The organism is Pseudonocardia ammonioxydans, assembly GCF_900115005.1.
GTDB lineage: Bacteria > Actinomycetota > Actinomycetes > Mycobacteriales > Pseudonocardiaceae > Pseudonocardia > Pseudonocardia ammonioxydans.
Genome location: NZ_FOUY01000021.1, coordinates 76,794 through 94,402, shown reverse-complemented (window position 1 = coordinate 94,402; position 17,609 = coordinate 76,794). Strand labels below are relative to the sequence as shown.

Annotated in this window: 14 protein-coding genes; 9 read left to right on the top strand and 5 right to left on the bottom strand. The window is 73.0% G+C overall.

Translation table 11 applies throughout. The features are described from left to right. Positions 1-126 precede the first annotated feature (126 nt). The 5 genes from BM093_RS20150 to BM093_RS20130 form a co-directional block, all read right to left on the bottom strand. On the bottom strand, positions 127-684 hold the full coding sequence (locus BM093_RS20150; protein ID WP_093346828.1) for a DinB family protein: 558 nt from the start codon (positions 682-684) through the stop codon (positions 127-129). 11 nt (positions 685-695) lie between these two features. Further along, positions 696-1,283: a DinB family protein gene (locus tag BM093_RS20145; protein WP_093346823.1), complete on the bottom strand. Its 588-nt coding sequence runs from the start codon at positions 1,281-1,283 to the stop codon at positions 696-698. Positions 1,284-1,940: 657 nt separating this feature from the next. Then, positions 1,941-3,653, bottom strand: coding sequence for a glycerol-3-phosphate dehydrogenase/oxidase (locus BM093_RS20140; RefSeq protein ID WP_093346818.1), 1,713 nt, complete (start codon positions 3,651-3,653; stop codon positions 1,941-1,943). A 115-nt stretch (positions 3,654-3,768) separates the two neighbouring features. Continuing rightward, the gene (gene glpK, locus BM093_RS20135) at positions 3,769-5,286 is read right to left on the bottom strand and encodes a glycerol kinase GlpK (protein ID WP_093346815.1); all 1,518 of its coding nucleotides are present in this window, start codon (positions 5,284-5,286) and stop codon (positions 3,769-3,771) included. A gap of 46 nt (positions 5,287-5,332) precedes the next feature. Next, the gene (locus BM093_RS20130; protein WP_093346811.1) at positions 5,333-6,163 is read right to left on the bottom strand and encodes an MIP/aquaporin family protein; all 831 of its coding nucleotides are present in this window, start codon (positions 6,161-6,163) and stop codon (positions 5,333-5,335) included. A gap of 174 nt (positions 6,164-6,337) precedes the next feature. Here BM093_RS20130 and BM093_RS20125 point away from each other — a divergent pair, with 174 nt between their 5' ends. From BM093_RS20125 to BM093_RS20085, 9 genes are all read left to right on the top strand, one after another. Then, positions 6,338-7,099, top strand: a complete 762-nt coding sequence (locus BM093_RS20125) for an IclR family transcriptional regulator (RefSeq protein ID WP_218162847.1) — start codon at positions 6,338-6,340, stop codon at positions 7,097-7,099. Positions 7,100-7,209: 110 nt separating this feature from the next. Continuing rightward, on the top strand, positions 7,210-8,724 hold the full coding sequence (gene glpK / locus BM093_RS20120) for a glycerol kinase GlpK (RefSeq protein ID WP_093346804.1): 1,515 nt from the start codon (positions 7,210-7,212) through the stop codon (positions 8,722-8,724). Between the two features lie 64 nt (positions 8,725-8,788). Next, positions 8,789-9,688 (top strand): MIP/aquaporin family protein, encoded by a 900-nt coding sequence (locus tag BM093_RS20115; RefSeq protein WP_093346800.1) that lies wholly within the window; start codon positions 8,789-8,791, stop codon positions 9,686-9,688. 207 nt (positions 9,689-9,895) lie between these two features. Next, positions 9,896-11,128 (top strand): cytochrome P450, encoded by a 1,233-nt coding sequence (locus tag BM093_RS20110; protein WP_245773654.1) that lies wholly within the window; start codon positions 9,896-9,898, stop codon positions 11,126-11,128. Further along, entirely contained in the window at positions 11,125-11,535 is a 411-nt protein-coding gene (locus BM093_RS20105; protein ID WP_093346797.1) for a nuclear transport factor 2 family protein, read from the top strand. The genes BM093_RS20110 and BM093_RS20105 overlap by 4 nt, the downstream gene beginning before the upstream one ends. A 13-nt stretch (positions 11,536-11,548) precedes the next feature. Then, positions 11,549-13,120 (top strand): AMP-binding protein, encoded by a 1,572-nt coding sequence (locus BM093_RS20100; RefSeq protein WP_093346794.1) that lies wholly within the window; start codon positions 11,549-11,551, stop codon positions 13,118-13,120. After that, complete coding sequence (locus BM093_RS20095; protein WP_093346790.1) at positions 13,117-14,733, top strand: FAD-dependent oxidoreductase; 1,617 nt, start codon at positions 13,117-13,119, stop codon at positions 14,731-14,733. Before BM093_RS20100 ends, BM093_RS20095 begins: the two co-directional genes overlap by 4 nt. Further along, the gene (locus BM093_RS20090) at positions 14,730-16,481 is read left to right on the top strand and encodes a class I adenylate-forming enzyme family protein (protein ID WP_093346786.1); all 1,752 of its coding nucleotides are present in this window, start codon (positions 14,730-14,732) and stop codon (positions 16,479-16,481) included. The genes BM093_RS20095 and BM093_RS20090 overlap by 4 nt, the downstream gene beginning before the upstream one ends. Continuing rightward, positions 16,478-17,593, top strand: a complete 1,116-nt coding sequence (locus tag BM093_RS20085; RefSeq protein ID WP_093346781.1) for an NDMA-dependent alcohol dehydrogenase — start codon at positions 16,478-16,480, stop codon at positions 17,591-17,593. The genes BM093_RS20090 and BM093_RS20085 overlap by 4 nt, the downstream gene beginning before the upstream one ends. Positions 17,594-17,609: the final 16 nt, after the last annotated feature.

Here is a 17,609-nt window from a genome sequence, read left to right as displayed (position 1 = left end):
GAGGCTGCCGCCCGGCCGATTCGCCGACCCGGAGCCGCTGCCCCGCGCCGGTCCGCGTCCCCGGTCCGCCGCCCGGCCGGTCCGTCGACTCAGGACTGCCGACGGGTCGGCCCGGCCGCCGCGCGGTCAGCCCATCGACTTATGGCCGTCGATCGACTCGCGGATGATGTCGGCGTGCCCGCTGTGCTGCGCGGTCTCTCCGATGATGTGCGCGAACACCTGCCGTGCGCTCCACGTCCCGCCCTCCGGGAACCACGGTGCCGGCGGCAGCGGGTGCGACAGGTCGAGGTCGACGGTCGCGACGAGCTCGTCGGTGCGGGCGGCGATCTCCGAGTAGCGGGCCAGGAGGCTCTCGAGGGTGTCGGTGTCGTCGAGCGCGAAGTCGTCGCGCTCGTCGCCGGCCTCGGCCAGGCGCTCCCAGTCGTCGGCGCCCTCGACCACCCCGGTCAGGATGAAGTCGACCCAGCCGCGTTCGACGTCCGCGACGTGCTTGACGATCCCGGCGAGGGTCAGCGCGCTCGCCGTCGGGCGCCGCCGGGCGTCCGCATCGGACAGCTCCGCCACGGTGAAGCGCAGCAGCATCCGGTGCTTGGCGAGCGTCTCGTGGATCGTGGCGCGCTCACCGGAGAGATCGGTGGAGGTGTCGGTCAGCAGCTCGGTCATCGCCTCGGCGGGGTTGCTCATCGTCTCGCTCCTCATCCCATCGTCTTCTGGCCGTCGATGGCCTCGCGCACGATGTCCGCGTGGCCCGCGTGCTGGCTGGTCTCGGCGAGCATGTGCAGCGCGACCCGGCGCACCGACCAGCTCACGCCCGGCTCGAACCAGGGCGCGACCGGCAGCGCGTGCGTGGTGTCCAGGTCCGCCGAGCGCAGGACCTCCTCGGTGCGGGCGGCGACCTGCTCGATCCGGGCACGCAGGTACTCGAGGGTCTCGTGCTCGGCGAGCACGAACCGGGTGTCCTCCCACTCGGAGCCGGACCAGTCGCCGCCGTTCTCCGCCCCCTCGGCCGCGACCGCGTCCCAGTCGACGTCGCCGGTGTAGACCTCGCCGAAGGCGCCCGCGCCCTCGACGGCGAACCGGAACCACTGCTCCTCGGTGTCCGCGACGTGCTTGAGCAGCGACGCGATCGTCAGCGCGCTGACCGTGCTGGGCGTGCGGGCCTGCTCCTCGGTCAGGCCCTGCGCGGTCTGCAGCAGGAAACCCCGGTGCCGTTCCAGGGTGGCGATCAGCTCCGCACGCTCGCCCGTCGGAGCCTGGTGGTCGGTGGTGGTCGTCGCGTTCACTCGGGTCCGCCTCTCGTGCTGCGACCGGGTCCTCCCGGTCCGATGAGCACGACGTTATGACCCGACGCGGACAGGTCCGGTCCTCGATGCGGAGCGATTCCGGAGAGATTTCGGCGCGTGCCGTCCTCCGGAGCGGCCTCGCTCCGGCTCGACCTCGCTGCGCCACGGTCTCGCTGCGCCACGGTCTCGCCGCGCGCCACGGGCCTCGCCGCCCCCAGGGGCACCCTCGGGGCACCGGGCGCTACCAGGGTGCCCCTCGGGGCAGGGGCGCCCGGGCCCGGCGCTCGGCGACGACTCGGTGCGGCGAGGGCACCCCGGGCCCCGGGGCGCCGCGAGGGGGCCCCTCGGGGCGCATGGCGCTACGAGGGTGCCCCTCGAGGCACGTGCCGGGCGCGGGGTGCGGGGTGCTCGGCGCCGGGAGTGTCGCGAGGGGGCCCCTCGGGGCGCATGGCGCTACGGGGGTGCCCCTGGGGGCGAGGGCGTCGGGGCGCCGGCCCGGCTCGATGCCGGACCCGGTGCCCAACCCCGGTGCCGGACGCACGCCGCGAGGGGCACCCCCGGGGCGCATGGCGCTACGAGGGTGCCCCTCGGGGCACGTGTTGGGCGGTGCTGGGCACGTGCCGCGGCAGCGCCGGACACGTGCCGGGGCGGGGCCCGTTACCCGCTGACCGGCACGACGTCCGGGGCGCCGAGGCGGGCCGCGTCGGCGGTGGCGTCGTCGGGCATCCGCTGGCTCTCCCGCTCGGCCTCCACGCGCTTGCGGTAGTGGTCGACCTCGCGCTCGACCTGCTCGTCGCTCCAGCCGAGCACCGGTGCGACCAGGCGGGCGGTCTCCTCGGCGGCGCCGACCCCCCGGTCGAAGGTCTCGATCGAGATGCGGGTCCGCCGGGCCAGGACGTCCTCGAGGTGCCGGGCGCCCTCGTGCGAGGCCGCGTAGACGACCTCCGCGCGCAGGTAGTCGGGGGCCCCGGCGAGCGGCTCGGTCAGGGTCGGGTCGTCCGCGGCGAGGTCGAGGACCTCCTGGATCAGCGAGCCGTAGCGGCCGAGCAGGTGCTCGATCCGCGCCTTGTGCAGGCCCGAGGTGGCCGCGAGCCGGGCGGTGGCGTTGGTGAGCGCGTGGTAGCCCTCCGCCCCGAGCAGCGGGACGTCCTCGGTGCACGACGGCGGGACCCGCCCGTCGAGGCCGTGCGCGGCGGCGTCCACCGCGTCCTTGGCCATCACCCGGTAGGTCGTGTACTTCCCGCCCGCGACGACGACCAGGCCGGGCACCGGCTTGGCCACCGCGTGCTCGCGGGACAGCTTCGAGGTCGACTCCGACTCACCGGACAGCAGCGGACGCAGCCCGGCGTAGACGCCCTCGACGTCGTCGTGCGTGAGCGGCTGCTCCAGCACCGCGTTGACGTGTTCGAGCAGGTAGTCGATGTCGGCCGCGCTCGCCGCCGGGTGTGCCTTGTCCAGGTCCCAGTCGGTGTCGGTGGTCCCGATGATCCAGTGCCGGCCCCACGGGATGACGAACAGGACCGACTTCTCGGTGCGCAGGATCAGCCCGGAGCTGCCGCGGATCCGGTCCCGCGGCACGACCAGGTGGATCCCCTTCGACGCCCGGACCTTGAACAGCCCGCGCTCGCCGGCCAGGCCCTGGGTCTCGTCGGTCCACACACCGGTGGCGTTGATGACCTGCTTGGCGCGCACGTCGACCCGCTCGCCGGACTCGAGGTCCTGCACGGTCGCGCCGACGACCCGGCCGGCCTCCTTGAGCAGCCCGACGACGCGGGCCCGGGTCGCCACGTGCGCCCCGTAGGCGGCGGCGGTACGGGCCAGGAACATGGTGTGCCGGGCGTCGTCGACCTGCGCGTCGTAGTACTGCAGCGCGCCGACCAGCGCGTCCTTGCGCAGCGAGGGGACGACCTGGCGCGCGCCGCGCCGGGTGAGGTGGCGGTGGTGCGGGACCCCGCGCGAGCGCCCGGACAGGTAGCCGAGCGAGTCGTAGAGCGCGACCCCCGCGCCGGCGTAGAGGCGCTCCCAGCCGCGGTGCTGCAGCGGGTACAGGAACGGGACCGGGCGCACCAGGTGCGGTGCCAGGTGCTGGATCAGCAGGCCGCGCTCGGCGAGCGCCTCGGCGACCAGGCGGAAGTCCAGCATCTCCAGGTAGCGCAGGCCACCGTGGACGAGCTTGGAGGAACGGCTGGAGGTCCCGGACGCGAAGTCGCGGGCCTCGACCAGACCGACCGACAGGCCGCGGGTGGCGGCGTCGAGCGCGGCACCCGCGCCGACGACACCACCGCCGACGACGAGCACGTCCAGTTCGCGGTCGCCCATCGCCTGCAGCGCCGCGGTACGGGCCTCCGGGGAGAGCGCCACCGATTTCATGATCAGACCTTTCGGTTGTTCCTGTCCTGGGAGGGGGCTACCCGTTCAACAGCGGGACGTGAGCGGATGTGCCCGGTGTCGCCCTGTCGTGTGCGGGTGACACCGGGCACCGGGGTCACTCCACGTCGACCCAGTCGAGCGTCCGCTCGACGGCCTTCTTCCACTTCGCGTAGCCCTCGTCGCGCTGCGCCTCGTCCCAGGTCGGCTCCCAGCGGCGGGCCTCGTTCCAGTTCTCCCGCAGTTCGTCGGTCGACGTCCAGAAGCCGACCGCCAGCCCCGCCGCGTAGGCGGCACCGAGCGCGGTGGTCTCCGCCACGACCGGGCGGGACACCGGCACCCCCAGGACGTCGGCCTGGATCTGCATGCACAGCTCGTTGAGGGTGACACCGCCGTCGACCTTGAGCACGTCCAGCGCGACCCCGGAGTCCTTCGACATCGCCTCGGTGACGTCGCGGGACTGGTAGCAGATGGCCTCCAGGGTGGCCCGGGCCAGATGCGCGTTGGTGTTGTAGCGCGACAGCCCGACGATCGCGCCGCGGGCGTCGGAACGCCAGTACGGGGCGAACAGCCCGGAGAAGGCCGGGACGAAGTAGACGCCGCCGTTGTCGGCGACCTGGCGGGCCAGCTGCTCGGACTGCGCCGCGCCGGAGATGATCCCGAGCTGGTCGCGCAGCCACTGCACGGCCGACCCGGTGACGGCGATCGAGCCCTCCAGGGCGTAGACGACCGGCTCGTCGCCGAACTTGTAGCAGACCGTGCTCAGCAGCCCGGACTCCGAGCGGACCAGCTCGGTGCCGGTGTTGAGCAGCATGAAGTTGCCGGTGCCGTAGGTGTTCTTGGCCTCGCCGGGGGCGAAGCAGACCTGGCCGACGGTGGCGGCCTGCTGGTCACCGAGGTCGCCGGTGATCCGGACCTCGCCGCCGAGGGCGCCGTGCGCCAGCGTCGAACCGAACCCGTCCACCGACGACGAGGGCTGGATCTCGGGCAGCATCCGGCGCGGGATGCCGAAGAGCCCGAGCAGCTCGTCGTCCCAGTCGAGGGTCTCGAGGTTCATCAGCATGGTGCGGCTGGCGTTGGTCACGTCGGTGACGTGCCGCCCGCCCTGGACCCCGCCGGTGAGGTTCCAGATGACCCAGGTGTCGGTGTTGCCGAAGATCGCGTCACCGTTCTCCGCGGCCTCGCGCACGCCGTCGACGTTCTCCAGGATCCACTGGATCTTCCCGCCGGAGAAGTAGGTGGCGGGCGGCAGGCCCGCCTTGCGGTGGATGATCTCGCCCTTGCCCTCGCGCTCCAGCGCGGTGGCGATCCGGTCGGTACGGGTGTCCTGCCAGACGATCGCGTTGTAGTAGGGACGCCCGGTCCGCCGGTTCCAGACGACCGTCGTCTCACGCTGGTTGGTGACCCCCAGCGCGACGAGGTCGGACGCGGACAGGCCGGTCGCGTTGAGCGCCGACTGCAGGCAGGCGTTGGTGCGCTCGATGATCTCGACCGGGTTGTGCTCGACCCAGCCGGCCCGCGGCAGGATCTGCTCGTGCTCCAGCTGGTGACGGCCCACCTCGTTGCCGGAGTGATCGAAGATCATGAACCGGCTGCTGGTGGTGCCCTGGTCGATGGCGCCGACGAACTCGGCCATGGAGTTCTCCTTCGGGATGCGGGGTCGGGAACGCTCGGGCGGGGGCTCAGACCCGCCCGACCTCCTGCGGAGCGTCCTCGGCGGGAATGAAGCGGTCGATCAGCAGCTTGAACAGGCCGCCACCGACCACGGCCCCGATGATCGGGGCGACGATCGGCAACCACCAGTAGGGGGTGCCGGTCCCGGTCACCCAGGCGGACTCGTAGCCGGTGATCCAGGAGACCAGCCGGGGCCCGAAGTCCCGGGCCGGGTTGATCGCGTAGCCGGCGTTCGACCCCCACGCCATGCCGATGCCGACGACGATGATGCCGATCATGAACGGGGCCATGTTGGCCATCGGCCCCTTGTTCCGCGGATGCACCAGCGCCATGATCACGAAGACCAGGATCGCGGTGCCGACGACCTGGTCGAGGAAGGCCGTCGAGATCGAGACCCCGTCGCCGGGGAACGTCGAGAAGATCCCCTGAGTCTCGGTGAGGTCCGGGTCGACCGCTCGGATCAGGTCGGCGTAGGTCACGCGGACGATCAGTGCGGCGACGATCGCCCCGAGCGTCTGGGCCACCACGAACGGTGCGACCTTGCGCCACGGGAAGCCGTCGTAGACCGCGAACGCGATCGTGACGGCCGGATTGATGTGCGCGCCGGAGATCCGCCCGGCCACGTAGACGCCGAGCATCACGCCGATGCCCCACGACCAGGCGATCGAGTCGTAGGAGCCCGCCGAGCCGTCCGCCGTGGTGTTGACCTGTGCGACGACGCCGCAGCCGAACAGGATCAGGATCATGGTCCCGGCGAACTCGGCGCTCAGTTCGCCGAGCAGCGACGGCGTCTTGGCGGCCTGGACCGCGTCGGCGCCGGTCTTCTCGGAGCTCGTCATCGAACCCCCTCCTGGTGAGTTCCCCCGCGCGGGACCGGGCGGCCCCGCCGTGTGCCGGGACGCTAGGGACACCCCCGGGCCCCGGCAACGCACTGCGTTCGACGATGTCGAACGCCGCGGGTCGTGCGGGTCATGATCGGCTCGGCGGGGGAGTGATCACCTAGGATCCGGGTCGTGGTGCGGCACATACAGTCGGTGGCCCGCGCGGCGGCCCTGCTGCGGCTGCTCGGCGGTGCCGGACGGCCGCTGGCCCTGGCCGAGCTGGCCGCTGCGCTGGACCTGCCCCGCCCGACCGCGCACGGGCTGCTGCGCACGCTGCGCGAGGAGGGGCTGGTCGCGCAGGACGCCGCGTCCGGGCGCTACCTGCTCGGCGACGACCTCGGCCGGCTCGGCACGCCGTGGGACCGCCACGACCTGCGCGCACGGGCGATGAACTGGGCCGATGCGCTCGCCGCCGGCACCGGGTGTGCGGTCTACCTGGGGGTACCCGCCGCCGACGGGCGCGGGGTGGACGTGGTGCACCACGTGTTCCGGCCCGACGGGAGCCCGCAGCAGCTGCGCACCAACACCGTCCAGCCGCTGCACGCGACCGCGTGGGGGACCTGTCTGCTGGCGTTCGCCCCGGCGTCGGTGCGCGCCGCGGACCCGCTGGAGCGCTACACGCGCCGCACCGTGACCGACCCGGTGGAGCTGGCCCGGACGCTGGAGTCGACCCGCCGCCGGGGCTGGGCGGCCGACCCCGGTGGCTGGGAGCCGGGCGAGGGCGGGCTGGCGGTGCCGGTGCGCAGCGGCGGTGGGCTCACCGTGGCCGCGCTCGGGGTCGGCGCACCCGCCGAGGAGCTGTTCACCCCGGACGGCCGGGCCCGGCCGGACCCGGTGCAGGAGCTGTACACGGCGGCGGGCGAGATCGCCGCCGGGCTGGAGGGACTGGTGTGAGCCACGACGACGCACTCGGTCCCGCGGAGGAGTCATGAGCGGAGACGACGCACTCTGTCCCGCGGAGGAGTCATGAGCCGAGACGACGCACTCGGTCCCGCGGAGGAGTCATGAGTACCGCGGTCCCGGCCTCCGAGCGGGTGGTCGCGGCGATCGACCAGGGCACCACCTCGACCCGCTGCCTGCTGTTCACCCGCTCCGGGCGGATGGTCGCGGTGGCCCAGCGCGAGCACCGCCAGCACTTCCCGGCGCCGGGACGGGCCGAGCACGACGCGACCGAGATCTGGCGGGCGGTGACCCGCGTGGTGCCCGCCGCGCTGCGCCGGGCCGGGCTCGGCCCGGAGAACGTCGCCGCGCTGGGGATCGCCAACCAGCGCGAGACGACGGTCGTGTGGAACCGGCACACCGGTGTCCCGCTGGCCCGGGCGATCACCTGGCAGGACACCCGCACCGACGGGATCGTGTCCGGCCTGGCCGACACCGCCGGGCTCTACGCCGAGGTGTCCGGGCTCGGCCCGGCCACCTACTTCGCCGGGCCGCGGCTGCAGTGGCTGCTCGACCACGTCCCCGGCGCCCGGGACGGCGCCGAGCGCGGTGACGTGCTGTTCGGGACCATGGAGAGCTGGCTGATCTGGAACCTGACCGGTGGCCCGGACGGCGGCGTGCACGTCACCGACGTCACCAACGCCAGCCGGACGATGCTGATGGACCTGCGGACGCTGGAGTGGTCGCCGCAGCTGTGCGCGGCGCTGCGCGTGCCGCCGCGGATGCTGCCGCGGATCGTGCCCAACGCGCAGGTCTACGGCACCTGCACCGGGCTGTTGCCGGGCGTCCCGGTGGCGGGTGCGCTCGGCGACCAGCAGGCCGCGCTCGTCGGGCAGACCTGCTTCGCCCCGGGCGAGGCCAAGTGCACCTACGGCACCGGGGCGTTCCTGCTCAAGAACACCGGGCCACGGATCGCCTCGTCGGCCGCCGGGCTGATCCCCACCGTCGGCTACCTGCTCGGCGACCGGCCGGTGTACGCGCTCGAGGGCTCGATCGCGATGACCGGCTCGCTGGTGCAGTGGTTCCGCGACGCGCTCGGGATGATCTCGACGGCCGCCCGGATCGAGACGCTCGCGATGTCGGTGCCGGACAACGGCGGCTGCTACGTCGTGCCGGCGTTCTCCGGGCTCTACGCTCCGCGGTGGAACCCGGACGCCCGCGGGGTGATCGTCGGGCTGACGTCCTACATCCATCGTGGACATCTCGCCCGCGCGGTGCTGGAGGCGACGGCCTGGCAGACCCGCGAGGTGCTGGACGCGATGAACCGCGACTCGGGGGTCGGTGTCACCCGGTTGAAGGTGGACGGTGGGATGACCGCGAACCACCTGCTCATGCAGTGCGTCGCCGACGTGCTCGACCTGACCGTCGAGCGTCCACTCGGGTCCGAGGCGGTCTCGCTGGGCGCCGCCTACGCGGCCGGCCTCGCCGTCGGGTACTGGCCGGACCCGGACGTGTTGCGCCGCAACTGGCACCGGGCCGCGGCCTGGGAACCGGTGATGGAACCGGGCCTGCGCGAGCGTGAGCACGTGAACTGGCGGCGGGCGGTGGAGCGCAGCATCGGCTGGGCGCGGTCGGGGTGACCGGCGCCCGGCCGCCGACCGCCGGGCTCTGGACGGCGGGTGGCTGCGGTGTGATGCTCGTCTCATGACGACGGGGAGTCCGGCCGTGCAGCGGTGGCGCGCGGGAACCGGGGGCGAGCTGCTGGCGGAGTTTCTCGGGACGTTCGTCCTGATCCTGATCGGGTGCGGCTCGGTCGCGGTGGCCGTCGCCGGGCTACCCGGCTCGGAGCGCCAGACCGACCCGTTCGGTGCGGCGAACTGGCTGATCATCGCCTGGGGGTGGGGCCTGGCCGTCGTGTTCGGCGTCTACGTCGCCGGCGGGGTCAGCGGCGCCCACATCAACCCGGCCGTCACCCTGGCCTTCGCGGTGCGCCGTGGCTTCTCCTGGGCCAAGGTGCCGCTGTACTGGCTGGCCCAGCTGGTCGGGGCGTTCCTCGCGGCCGCGCTCGTCTACGCGGTGTACGCGCCCGCCATCGACGCCTTCAACGCGAGCGAGCAGATCGCCGACCGGAGCGGTTCGCTGTCCACGTTCGCGATCTTCGCGACGTACCCGGCGCCGTACTTCAACGGGGGCCTGTGGGGTCCGTTGCTCGACCAGATCGTCGGCACCGCCATCCTGCTCGCGCTCATCGCCGCGCTGATCGACAAGCGCAACCAGGCTCCGGGGGCCAACACCGGCGCGTTCCTCATCGGGCTCGTCGTGGTCGCGATCGGGCTGACCTTCGGGACGAACGCCGGCTACGCGATCAACCCGGCCCGCGACCTCGGCCCGCGGCTGTGGACCTGGATCGAGGGCTGGGGGCGGCTGGCCTTCCCCGGCAGCGGTGACTACTTCGGCACCTACTGGTGGGTCCCGATCGTCGGGCCGCTGATCGGCGGTGTGATCGGGATCGTGGTCTACGACCTGTTCATCGGGCAGGTGCTGGCGGCCCGCAACCCCGAGGGCCCGGACGGCGGCGGTGCGAGCCGCGTCCCCGAGGAGTGAGGGCCCGGCGGGCCGCGGGCCGGTAGCGGCCCGGCCGCCCGGGCGGCAGTGCCCGGGACCGAACGCAGGAACGCCTCCACGGTGCGCACGGCAGTGTTGTGCGTCACCGGCGGGTGCTGTTAGCGTCGCCGCTACCAAACGACCGGTAGGCGCCGTGGGTGCCGGCCGGTCACGGTCGACGTGGACCGACAGTCCCGGAGGTGCCCCGTGTCCGCACCCGCTGCCCCGAGCGCGCCCGACATCCTCTCGGCGGAGTTCGCCGACGACCCGTACTCCGCCTACCGGATCATGCGCGAGGAGCACCCGCTGATCTGGCACGAGGCCACGCAGAGCTACGTGATCAGCCGCTACGCCGACGTCGAGCGCGCGTTCAAGGACCCGGTGTTCACCAGCCGCAACTACGACTGGCAGCTGGAACCGGTCCACGGCCGCACGATCCTGCAGATGGACGGCCGGGAGCACTCCACCCACCGCAACCTGGTCGCCCCGGCGTTCCGCGGGCGGGAGCTGGCCGAGCGGTTCGTGCCGGTGATCCGGCGCAACTCGGCCGAGCTGGTCGCGGCGTTCGCCGGCGACGGCGAGGTCGAGCTGGTCGGGCAGTACGCGACCCGCTTCCCGATCAACGTCATCGTCGACATGCTGGGGCTGCCGAAGTCCGATCACGAGCACTTCCACCGCTGGTACACCTCGATCATGGGGTTCCTGTCGAACCTCTCCGGTGACGAGCAGGTGGCCGCGGACGGCATACGCACCCGCGACGAGTTCGCCGAGTACCTGATCCCGATCATCGCCGCGCGGCGCGCGGATCCCGGCGACGACCTGTTGTCGGTGCTGTGCACCGCGGAGATCGACGGCCACCGGATGACCGATCACGAGATCAAGGCGTTCTGCAGCCTGCTGCTCACCGCAGGCGGCGAGACCACGGACAAGGCCATCGCGAGCCTGATGTCCAACCTGGTCGCGCATCCCGACCAGCTGGCCGCGGTCCGCGCGGACCGGTCGTTGATCCCGGCGGCGTTCGCCGAGGCCCTGCGGCTGACCCCGCCGGTGCACATGATCATGCGCCAGCCGTCGGAGGACGTCGAGCTCTCCGGTGGCGTCATCGAGGCGGGCCGGACCGTGACCTGCCTGATCGGTGCCGCGAACCGGGATCCCGGGCGGTTCGCCCGGCCCGACGAGTTCGACCTGCACCGCGACGACCTCGACCAGGGACGTGCCTACACCGCGGGCGCCAACCACACGTCCTTCTGCCTGGGCAGGCACTTCTGCGTGGGTGCCCTGCTCGCCCGCACCGAGCTGGAGACCGGGATCGCCGACCTGCTGGACGCGATGGAGGACATCGCGTTCGCCGACGGTGTCCCACCCCCCGAGCACGGGGTCTTCACCCGTGCCCCGTCCGAGCTGCGGCTCACCTTCACCCCGACCGGAGGAACCCGATGAGTGCCCGTGCCGAGATCGAGAACGTACTGGGCCGTGCGGCCTGGGGGTACGACGAGGACGACGTCGACCTCATCGCGGCCCAGTTCACCGAGGACGCGGTGATGACGCTGCAGATCGGACGGGACGGCGACACGATCGGACCGTTCGAGGGCCGCGCCGCGATCCGCACGATGCACGCCGACTCGCTGGCCGGGCAGACCGACCAGCGCCGGCACAACCTGAGCAACCTGGTGATCGTCACGGAGAGCGCGGACGCCGCGGAGACGACCACGAACCTCACCCTGCTCTCGGTCGAGAAGGGCGAGCTCCGGACGCTCTCCTCGGGCTGGTACCGCGACGAGCTGCGCCGCGGGCCCGGCGGCTGGCAGATCGCGCGCCGCCACATCTACCTCGACCTGCCGTACTGAGCGGGGGCCGCGGATGGTCAACATCGGACGGATTCCCGCCAAGTGGGCCGCGCTGACCCCCCGTGCCGACGCCGTCGTCGACGCCACCAACGGCCGCCGGACCGACTGGCGGACCCTCGACGAGCGGGTCCGCCGGCTGGCCAACGGCCTGGCCGGCACCGGTGACGGCGGGCTCGGCCTGGCCCAGGGGGACCGGGTCGCGATCCTGTCCCGCAACTCGACGGAGTACCAGGAGCTGTACTACGCCGCGGGCCGCGCCGGGCTGGTCGCGCAACCGCTGAACTGGCGCCTCGGGACCGCGGAGCTGTCCCGGATCGTGGCCGACGCCGCGCCCTCGGCGCTGATCGTCTCCGACGAGTGGTCGGAGACGGCGGACGCGCTGCAGTCCGAGGTGGACGTGAAGAACCGGCTGTCCTACGGCGACGCGAGCGACGGCAGCCTCGAGGACCTGATCGCGCGCAGCAGCGACGACGAGCCCGAGCGGTCGGCACACGTGGGCGACGCCGACCCGTTCTTCATCCTCTACACCGGCGGCACCACCGGCGAGTCGAAGGGCGCGCTGCACAGCCACACCTCGACGTCGTTCGGGATGCTCAACCAGACCGTGGCCGAGCGGATCGTGCCGACCGACGTCTACATGCTGACCGGGCAGATGTACCACATCCCGGTCGTGCTCTCGATGAACTACATGCGCCACGGCTGCCCGCTGGTGCTGATGAACTTCTCCGCCCGCACCGCGCTGGAGCTGATCGAGGCCGAGCGGGTGTCGGCGTTCCTCGGCATCACCACGATGCTCAACTGGATGATGGCCGAGCCCGGCTTCGGCAACTTCGACATCTCCTCGCTGCGCAACATCCAGTACGGCGGTGGGCCGATGCCGTCGTCGGTGGTGAAGGCGGCCCTGGACCACTTCCCGTGCACGCTGATCCAGGGGTACGGGCAGACCGAGGGCACCACGATGTGCTTCCTGTCCCAGGAGGACCACGCCGACGCGGTGCGCGGCATCCACCCCGAACGGTTGATGTCCTGCGGGCGCGAGGGATTCGTGACCAACATCCGGATCGTCGACCCGGACGGCAACGAGGTGCCCCGCGACGGCCGGACGGCCGGGGAGATCGTCGTCCGCTCCGAGGCCAACATGCTCGGCTATCTCAACCGGCCGGACCTGACCGCGGCGACCCTGCGGGACGGCTGGATGTGGACCGGTGACGTCGCCACCTGGGACGCCGACTCCTACGTGTTCATCGTCGACCGGGCCAAGGACATGATCATTTCGGGAGGGGAGAACATCTACTCGATCCAGGTCGAGGAGGCGGTCAACCAGCATCCCGCGGTCCTGGAGTGCGCCGTGATCGGCGTGCCGGACGACGAGTGGGGCGAGGCGGTGAAGGCGTTCGTCGTGCTCAAGCCGGACACGACGGCGACCGCCGACGACATCGTCGGGACCGCGAAGCAGCACCTGGCCTCTTACCAGAAGCCGCGGTCGGTCGAGTTCGTCGACTCGCTGCCCAAGGCACCCACCGGCAAGATCCTCAAGCGGGCGCTGCGGGACGGTTACTGGGCCGACCGGGAACGGTCGGTATGACCCGGGCCGGCAGTGCTCCCCGGGCGGGCGCTCCCCGGGTGTGCGTGCTCGGCACCGGCGGCGCCGGTCTGGTTGCCGCCGTCGCCGCGGCCGACGCCGGGGCCGAGGTCACGGTCCTGGAGAAGGGCGAGAAGGTCGGTGGGACGACGGCGCTGTCCGGCGGCACCACCTGGCTGCCGGCGGTCGAGGGAGGGCGGGACGACGCGCTCTCCTACCTCGGCTCGCTCTCGCACGGCCTGATCGACCCGGCGACGGCGGAGACGTTCGTCGACACCGGACCGGAGTTCCTCGAGTGGGTGCAGCGGACCACGCCGGTGCGGTTCCACGTCGTCCCCGGCCTGCCGGACTACCACCCGGAGCACCCGGGCGGGAAGCCGAAGGGCGGCCGCTCGCTGGACCCGGACCTGTTCCGGGTGGGCGCGCTGGGGGAGTGGGCGGAGCGGATCGTGCCCGCCGAGCGCGTGCCGCGGCTGACGCTGACCGAGGCCCCGCTCGGCGGCGGTCGCGGCGAGGTCGCGCCGGGCACCCCGGACCGGGCCCGGCGCAAGGCCGAGGACTGGCGCGGCTGCGGCCACGCCCTGGTCGGCGGCCTGCTCGCCGCGCTGCTCGAACGTGGGATCACCCCGCGGACCGGGACCGCGGCCACCGATCTGGTGCTGCGCGACGGCGCGGTCGCCGGGGTACGGACCGCCGACGGGACCGAGATCGGTGCGGACGCCGTCGTGCTGGCGACCGGAGGCTTCGAGTGGGACCCGGAGCTGGTCGCGGCGCACCTGCGCGGGCCGATGACCAGCCCGGCGTCGGTCCCGACGAACACCGGTGACGGCCTGCGGATGGCGATGGCCGCCGGGTCGGCGCTGGGCACGATGCGCGAGGCCTGGTGGGTGCCGACCGTGGAGATCCCCGGCGACACCGCGTTCGGCAGGCAACGCGCGCAGCTGGTGCTGGCCGAACGCACCCGTCCCGGTTCGATCCTGGTCAACGCGACCGGACGCCGGTTCACCAACGAGGCGGCCAACTACAACGCGCTGGGGGGTGCGTTCCACCAGTTCGATCCGGGGGCGTTCCGCTACGCCAACCTGCCGTGCTGGCTGGTCCTCGACTCGGCGCACCTGCGCCGCTACGGCTTCCTGTCGCTGCCGCCCGGCGCGCTGGCCCCGGACTGGTTCACCACCGCGGAGACCCTCGACGGGCTCGGCCGGGAGCTCGGCCTGCCCGACGGGGAGCTGGCCCGCACCGTCGAGCGGTTCAACGCCGGCGCCGTCGAGGGGACCGACCCGGACTTCGGGCGCGGCACGAGTGCCTACGACGGCTGGAACGGCGACCAGGACCAGTACCCGGGCCCGGCCGCGACGCTCGGGCCGCTGACCGAACCGCCCTTCCACGCGGTGCCGGTGCATTCCGGCTGCCTCGGCACGAAGGGCGGCCCGCGGACCACCGTGGACGGTCAGGTGCTGCACGTGTCGGGGGCGCCGATGGCGGGGCTGTACGCGGCGGGCAACGCGATGGCCGGGACCACCGGCATGGTCTACGGCGGCGCGGGCGGCACGCTCGGTCCGGCGATGGTGTTCGGCTACCGGGCCGGCCGTCATGCGGCCGGGGTGCGGGCATGACCCCGGACCCGACGCCGCTGGACCCGACACCGCTGGACCTGGGGCCCGAGCCGTCGGCCGGTCCCGCGGCCCCGGGCCGGTCGTCCACGGCCGGGGACCGGGACGCGACCGCGACCCTGCCCGGGATGCTGCGGACCACGGCCGCCGCGCACCCGGGCGCCGGTGTCGTCGCGGGGGAGCAGCGGTCCTCGTGGGTGGGCGTGCTCGCCGGCGCCGAGGCACTGGCGGCCCGGCTCGCCGACCTCGGCGTGCCGCCCGGCGGGCGGGTCGCGCTGCTGGCGGGCAACACGCTGACCGGGATCGAGCTGCTGTTCGCGTGCGGGCTGCTCGGCGCCGTCGCCGTGCCGGTGAACACCCGGTTCGGTGCGCCCGAGGTCCGCCACCTGCTCGCCGACTCCGGTGCCGACACCGTCGTGGTGACCACCGAGGAGCCGGAGCACGCCACGCTGCTGCGGGCGGCGCTGGACTCGGGTGGAACCGGTGCGCCGCCGGGGCTGCGCCGGATCGTCCGGGTCGGCCCGGAACCGGTCGAGCAGCCGGCGATCGGTGACTCGGCGATCGGTGACTCGGTGATCGCGGACTCGGTGCGGATCGATGCCGTATCCGGCACCGATCCGCACCGAGGCGCTGATCATGCGACCGAGCACCGGATCGGCGACGAGCCCGGCCCGCGTGCACCGGAGCGCGCCGCCGGGCCCGACGACCTCGCGCTGCTCGTCTACACCTCGGGCACGACCGCGCACCCGCGCGGCTGCGGGCTGACCCACCGGACACTGGTCCGCGCCGCGCAGGCGGTCGGCCGCGAGCGGTTCCGGTGCACGGCCGCGGACGTGCTGTGGGACGTGCTCCCGCTGTTCCACCTCAGCTTCGTCAACCCGCTGCTGGCGATCCTGGACGCCGGTGGCACGTTCGTCACCGAGCGCCGGTTCGACGCCGGGCGGGCACTGGCCCGGATCCGCGACGAGGGCGTCACCGTCGCGTTCACCTGTTTCCCGACGGTGATGGACGCGCTGCTCGCGCACCCCGACGTCGACCGGGACTTCGCCGGGGTACGGCTGATGCTCAACGTCGGCCCGCCCGAGACGCTGCGCGCGGTGCAGGCCCGGCTGCCCGGCACGGTGCAGCTCACCTCCTACGGCAGCACCGAGATGGCCGGGATCGCGGTGACCACGCTGCCCGACGACCCCGAGGACCTCCGGCTCGGCACGAACGGGCTGCCGTTGCCCGGCATCGAGGTGGTCGCCGCCGACCCGGACACCGGCACCCCGTTGCCCGCGGGGACGACCGGTGAGCTGCTGGTCCGCGGCACCGGCACGTTCACCGGGTACCACGGCGGTGCCCGGCACGGGCCGCACGACTGGTTCCACAGCGGCGACCTCGGCCTGGTCGGGCCCGACGGGCGGGTGCACTACCGCGGCCGGCTCAAGGACATGGTCAAGGTCGGCGGGGAGAACGTGGCCGCGCTCGAGGTCGAGGCGGTGCTCGCCACGCATCCCGCGGTGCACACGGCCGCGGTCGTCGCGGCACCCGACCCGCGCTACACCGAGGTCCCCGCCGCGTTCGTCGAGCTGCGCGACGGCGCCGGTGCCACCGCCGACGAGCTGCGGGAACACTGTGCGGCCGCGCTGGCCGGGTTCAAGGTCCCCCGCCACGTCCGCTTCGTCACCGACTGGCCGATGTCGGCCACCAAGATCCAGAAAGGTCCGCTACGGGAGCGGATCACCGCCGAACTCGAGGAGCTCGCATGAAGACCAGGGGCGCACTGCTGTGGGAGCCCGGCACGAATTCCGGCTGGACCGTGGAGGAGATCGAGGTCGACCCGCCGAAACGACGGGAGATCACCGTCGAGCTGGCGGCGTCCGGGGTGTGCCACTCCGACCAGCACCTCGACGACGGGGTGATCCCGCTGCCGTGGTCGCCGGTGCTCGGCGGCCACGAGGGCGCCGGGGTGGTGACCGAGGTCGGCGACGAGATCCACGACCTCGAGGTCGGCGACCACGTCGTGCTGTCGTTCCTGCCGTCCTGCGGGCGCTGCCGGATGTGCGTCTCCGGCCGCTCCAACATGTGCGACCTCGGCAACGGGGTGCTGGGCGGCACCGCACCGGACGGGACGCACCGGGTGCACGCCCGCGGCAAGGGCGTGGGCTGTATGTCCTACCTGGGTACCTTCGCGCCGTACGCGACGGTGCCGGTGGACGCCGCGGTGAAGATCCCCCAGGACATCCCGCTGGACAAGGCGGCGCTGATCGGCTGCGGCGTGCCCACCGGGTGGGGCTCCTCGGTCTACGCGGCCGACATGCAGCTCGGGGACACCGTCGTGGTCGTCGGCATCGGGGGCGTGGGGATCAACGCGGTGCAGGGCGCGGTCCACAAGGGTGCGCGCAACATCATCGCGATCGACCCGGTCGGGTTCAAGCAGGAGCAGGCCCAGGAGTTCGGCGCCACGCACGCGGTCGGGTCCTACGAGGACGCCGCGCCGATCGTCGAGCAGCTCACGAACGGCCAGGGCGCCGACCGCGTGATCATCACCGTGGGTGTCGCGACCGGGGACGTGCTCCAGCCCGCCCAGGAGATGACCCGGCGCGGCGGGGTCATGGTGCTCACCTCGGCCGCCCCGGTCATGCAGCGGGACATGGAGTTCGACCTGTTCACCTTCGCCATGTCCGGCAAGCGGCTGCAGGGCTCGTTGTACGGGACCACCAACTCGCGCAACGACATCCCGCTGATGGCCGAGCTGTACCGCAACGGTGACCTCAAGCTCGACGAGCTGATCACCCGCCGGTACTCGCTCGACGACATCAACCAGGCGTTCGCCGACATGCAGGCCGGCGCGAACCTGCGCGGCCTGATCGTCTACTGAACCGACCGGAGACCGG

Coding starts and splice junctions, on each gene's coding strand:
- BM093_RS20150 (WP_093346828.1), bottom strand. CDS start 684: ATGAGCAACCCCGCCGAGGCGATGACCGAGCTGCTGACCGACACCTCC.
- BM093_RS20090 (WP_093346786.1), top strand. CDS start 14,730: ATGACCCCGGACCCGACGCCGCTGGACCCGACACCGCTGGACCTGGGG.
- BM093_RS20105 (WP_093346797.1), top strand. CDS start 11,125: ATGAGTGCCCGTGCCGAGATCGAGAACGTACTGGGCCGTGCGGCCTGG.
- BM093_RS20130 (WP_093346811.1), bottom strand. CDS start 6,163: ATGACGAGCTCCGAGAAGACCGGCGCCGACGCGGTCCAGGCCGCCAAG.
- BM093_RS20100 (WP_093346794.1), top strand. CDS start 11,549: ATGGTCAACATCGGACGGATTCCCGCCAAGTGGGCCGCGCTGACCCCC.
- BM093_RS20140 (WP_093346818.1), bottom strand. CDS start 3,653: ATGAAATCGGTGGCGCTCTCCCCGGAGGCCCGTACCGCGGCGCTGCAG.
- BM093_RS20085 (WP_093346781.1), top strand. CDS start 16,478: ATGAAGACCAGGGGCGCACTGCTGTGGGAGCCCGGCACGAATTCCGGC.
- BM093_RS20095 (WP_093346790.1), top strand. CDS start 13,117: ATGACCCGGGCCGGCAGTGCTCCCCGGGCGGGCGCTCCCCGGGTGTGC.
- BM093_RS20115 (WP_093346800.1), top strand. CDS start 8,789: ATGACGACGGGGAGTCCGGCCGTGCAGCGGTGGCGCGCGGGAACCGGG.
- glpK (WP_093346815.1), bottom strand. CDS start 5,286: ATGGCCGAGTTCGTCGGCGCCATCGACCAGGGCACCACCAGCAGCCGG.
- glpK (WP_093346804.1), top strand. CDS start 7,210: ATGAGTACCGCGGTCCCGGCCTCCGAGCGGGTGGTCGCGGCGATCGAC.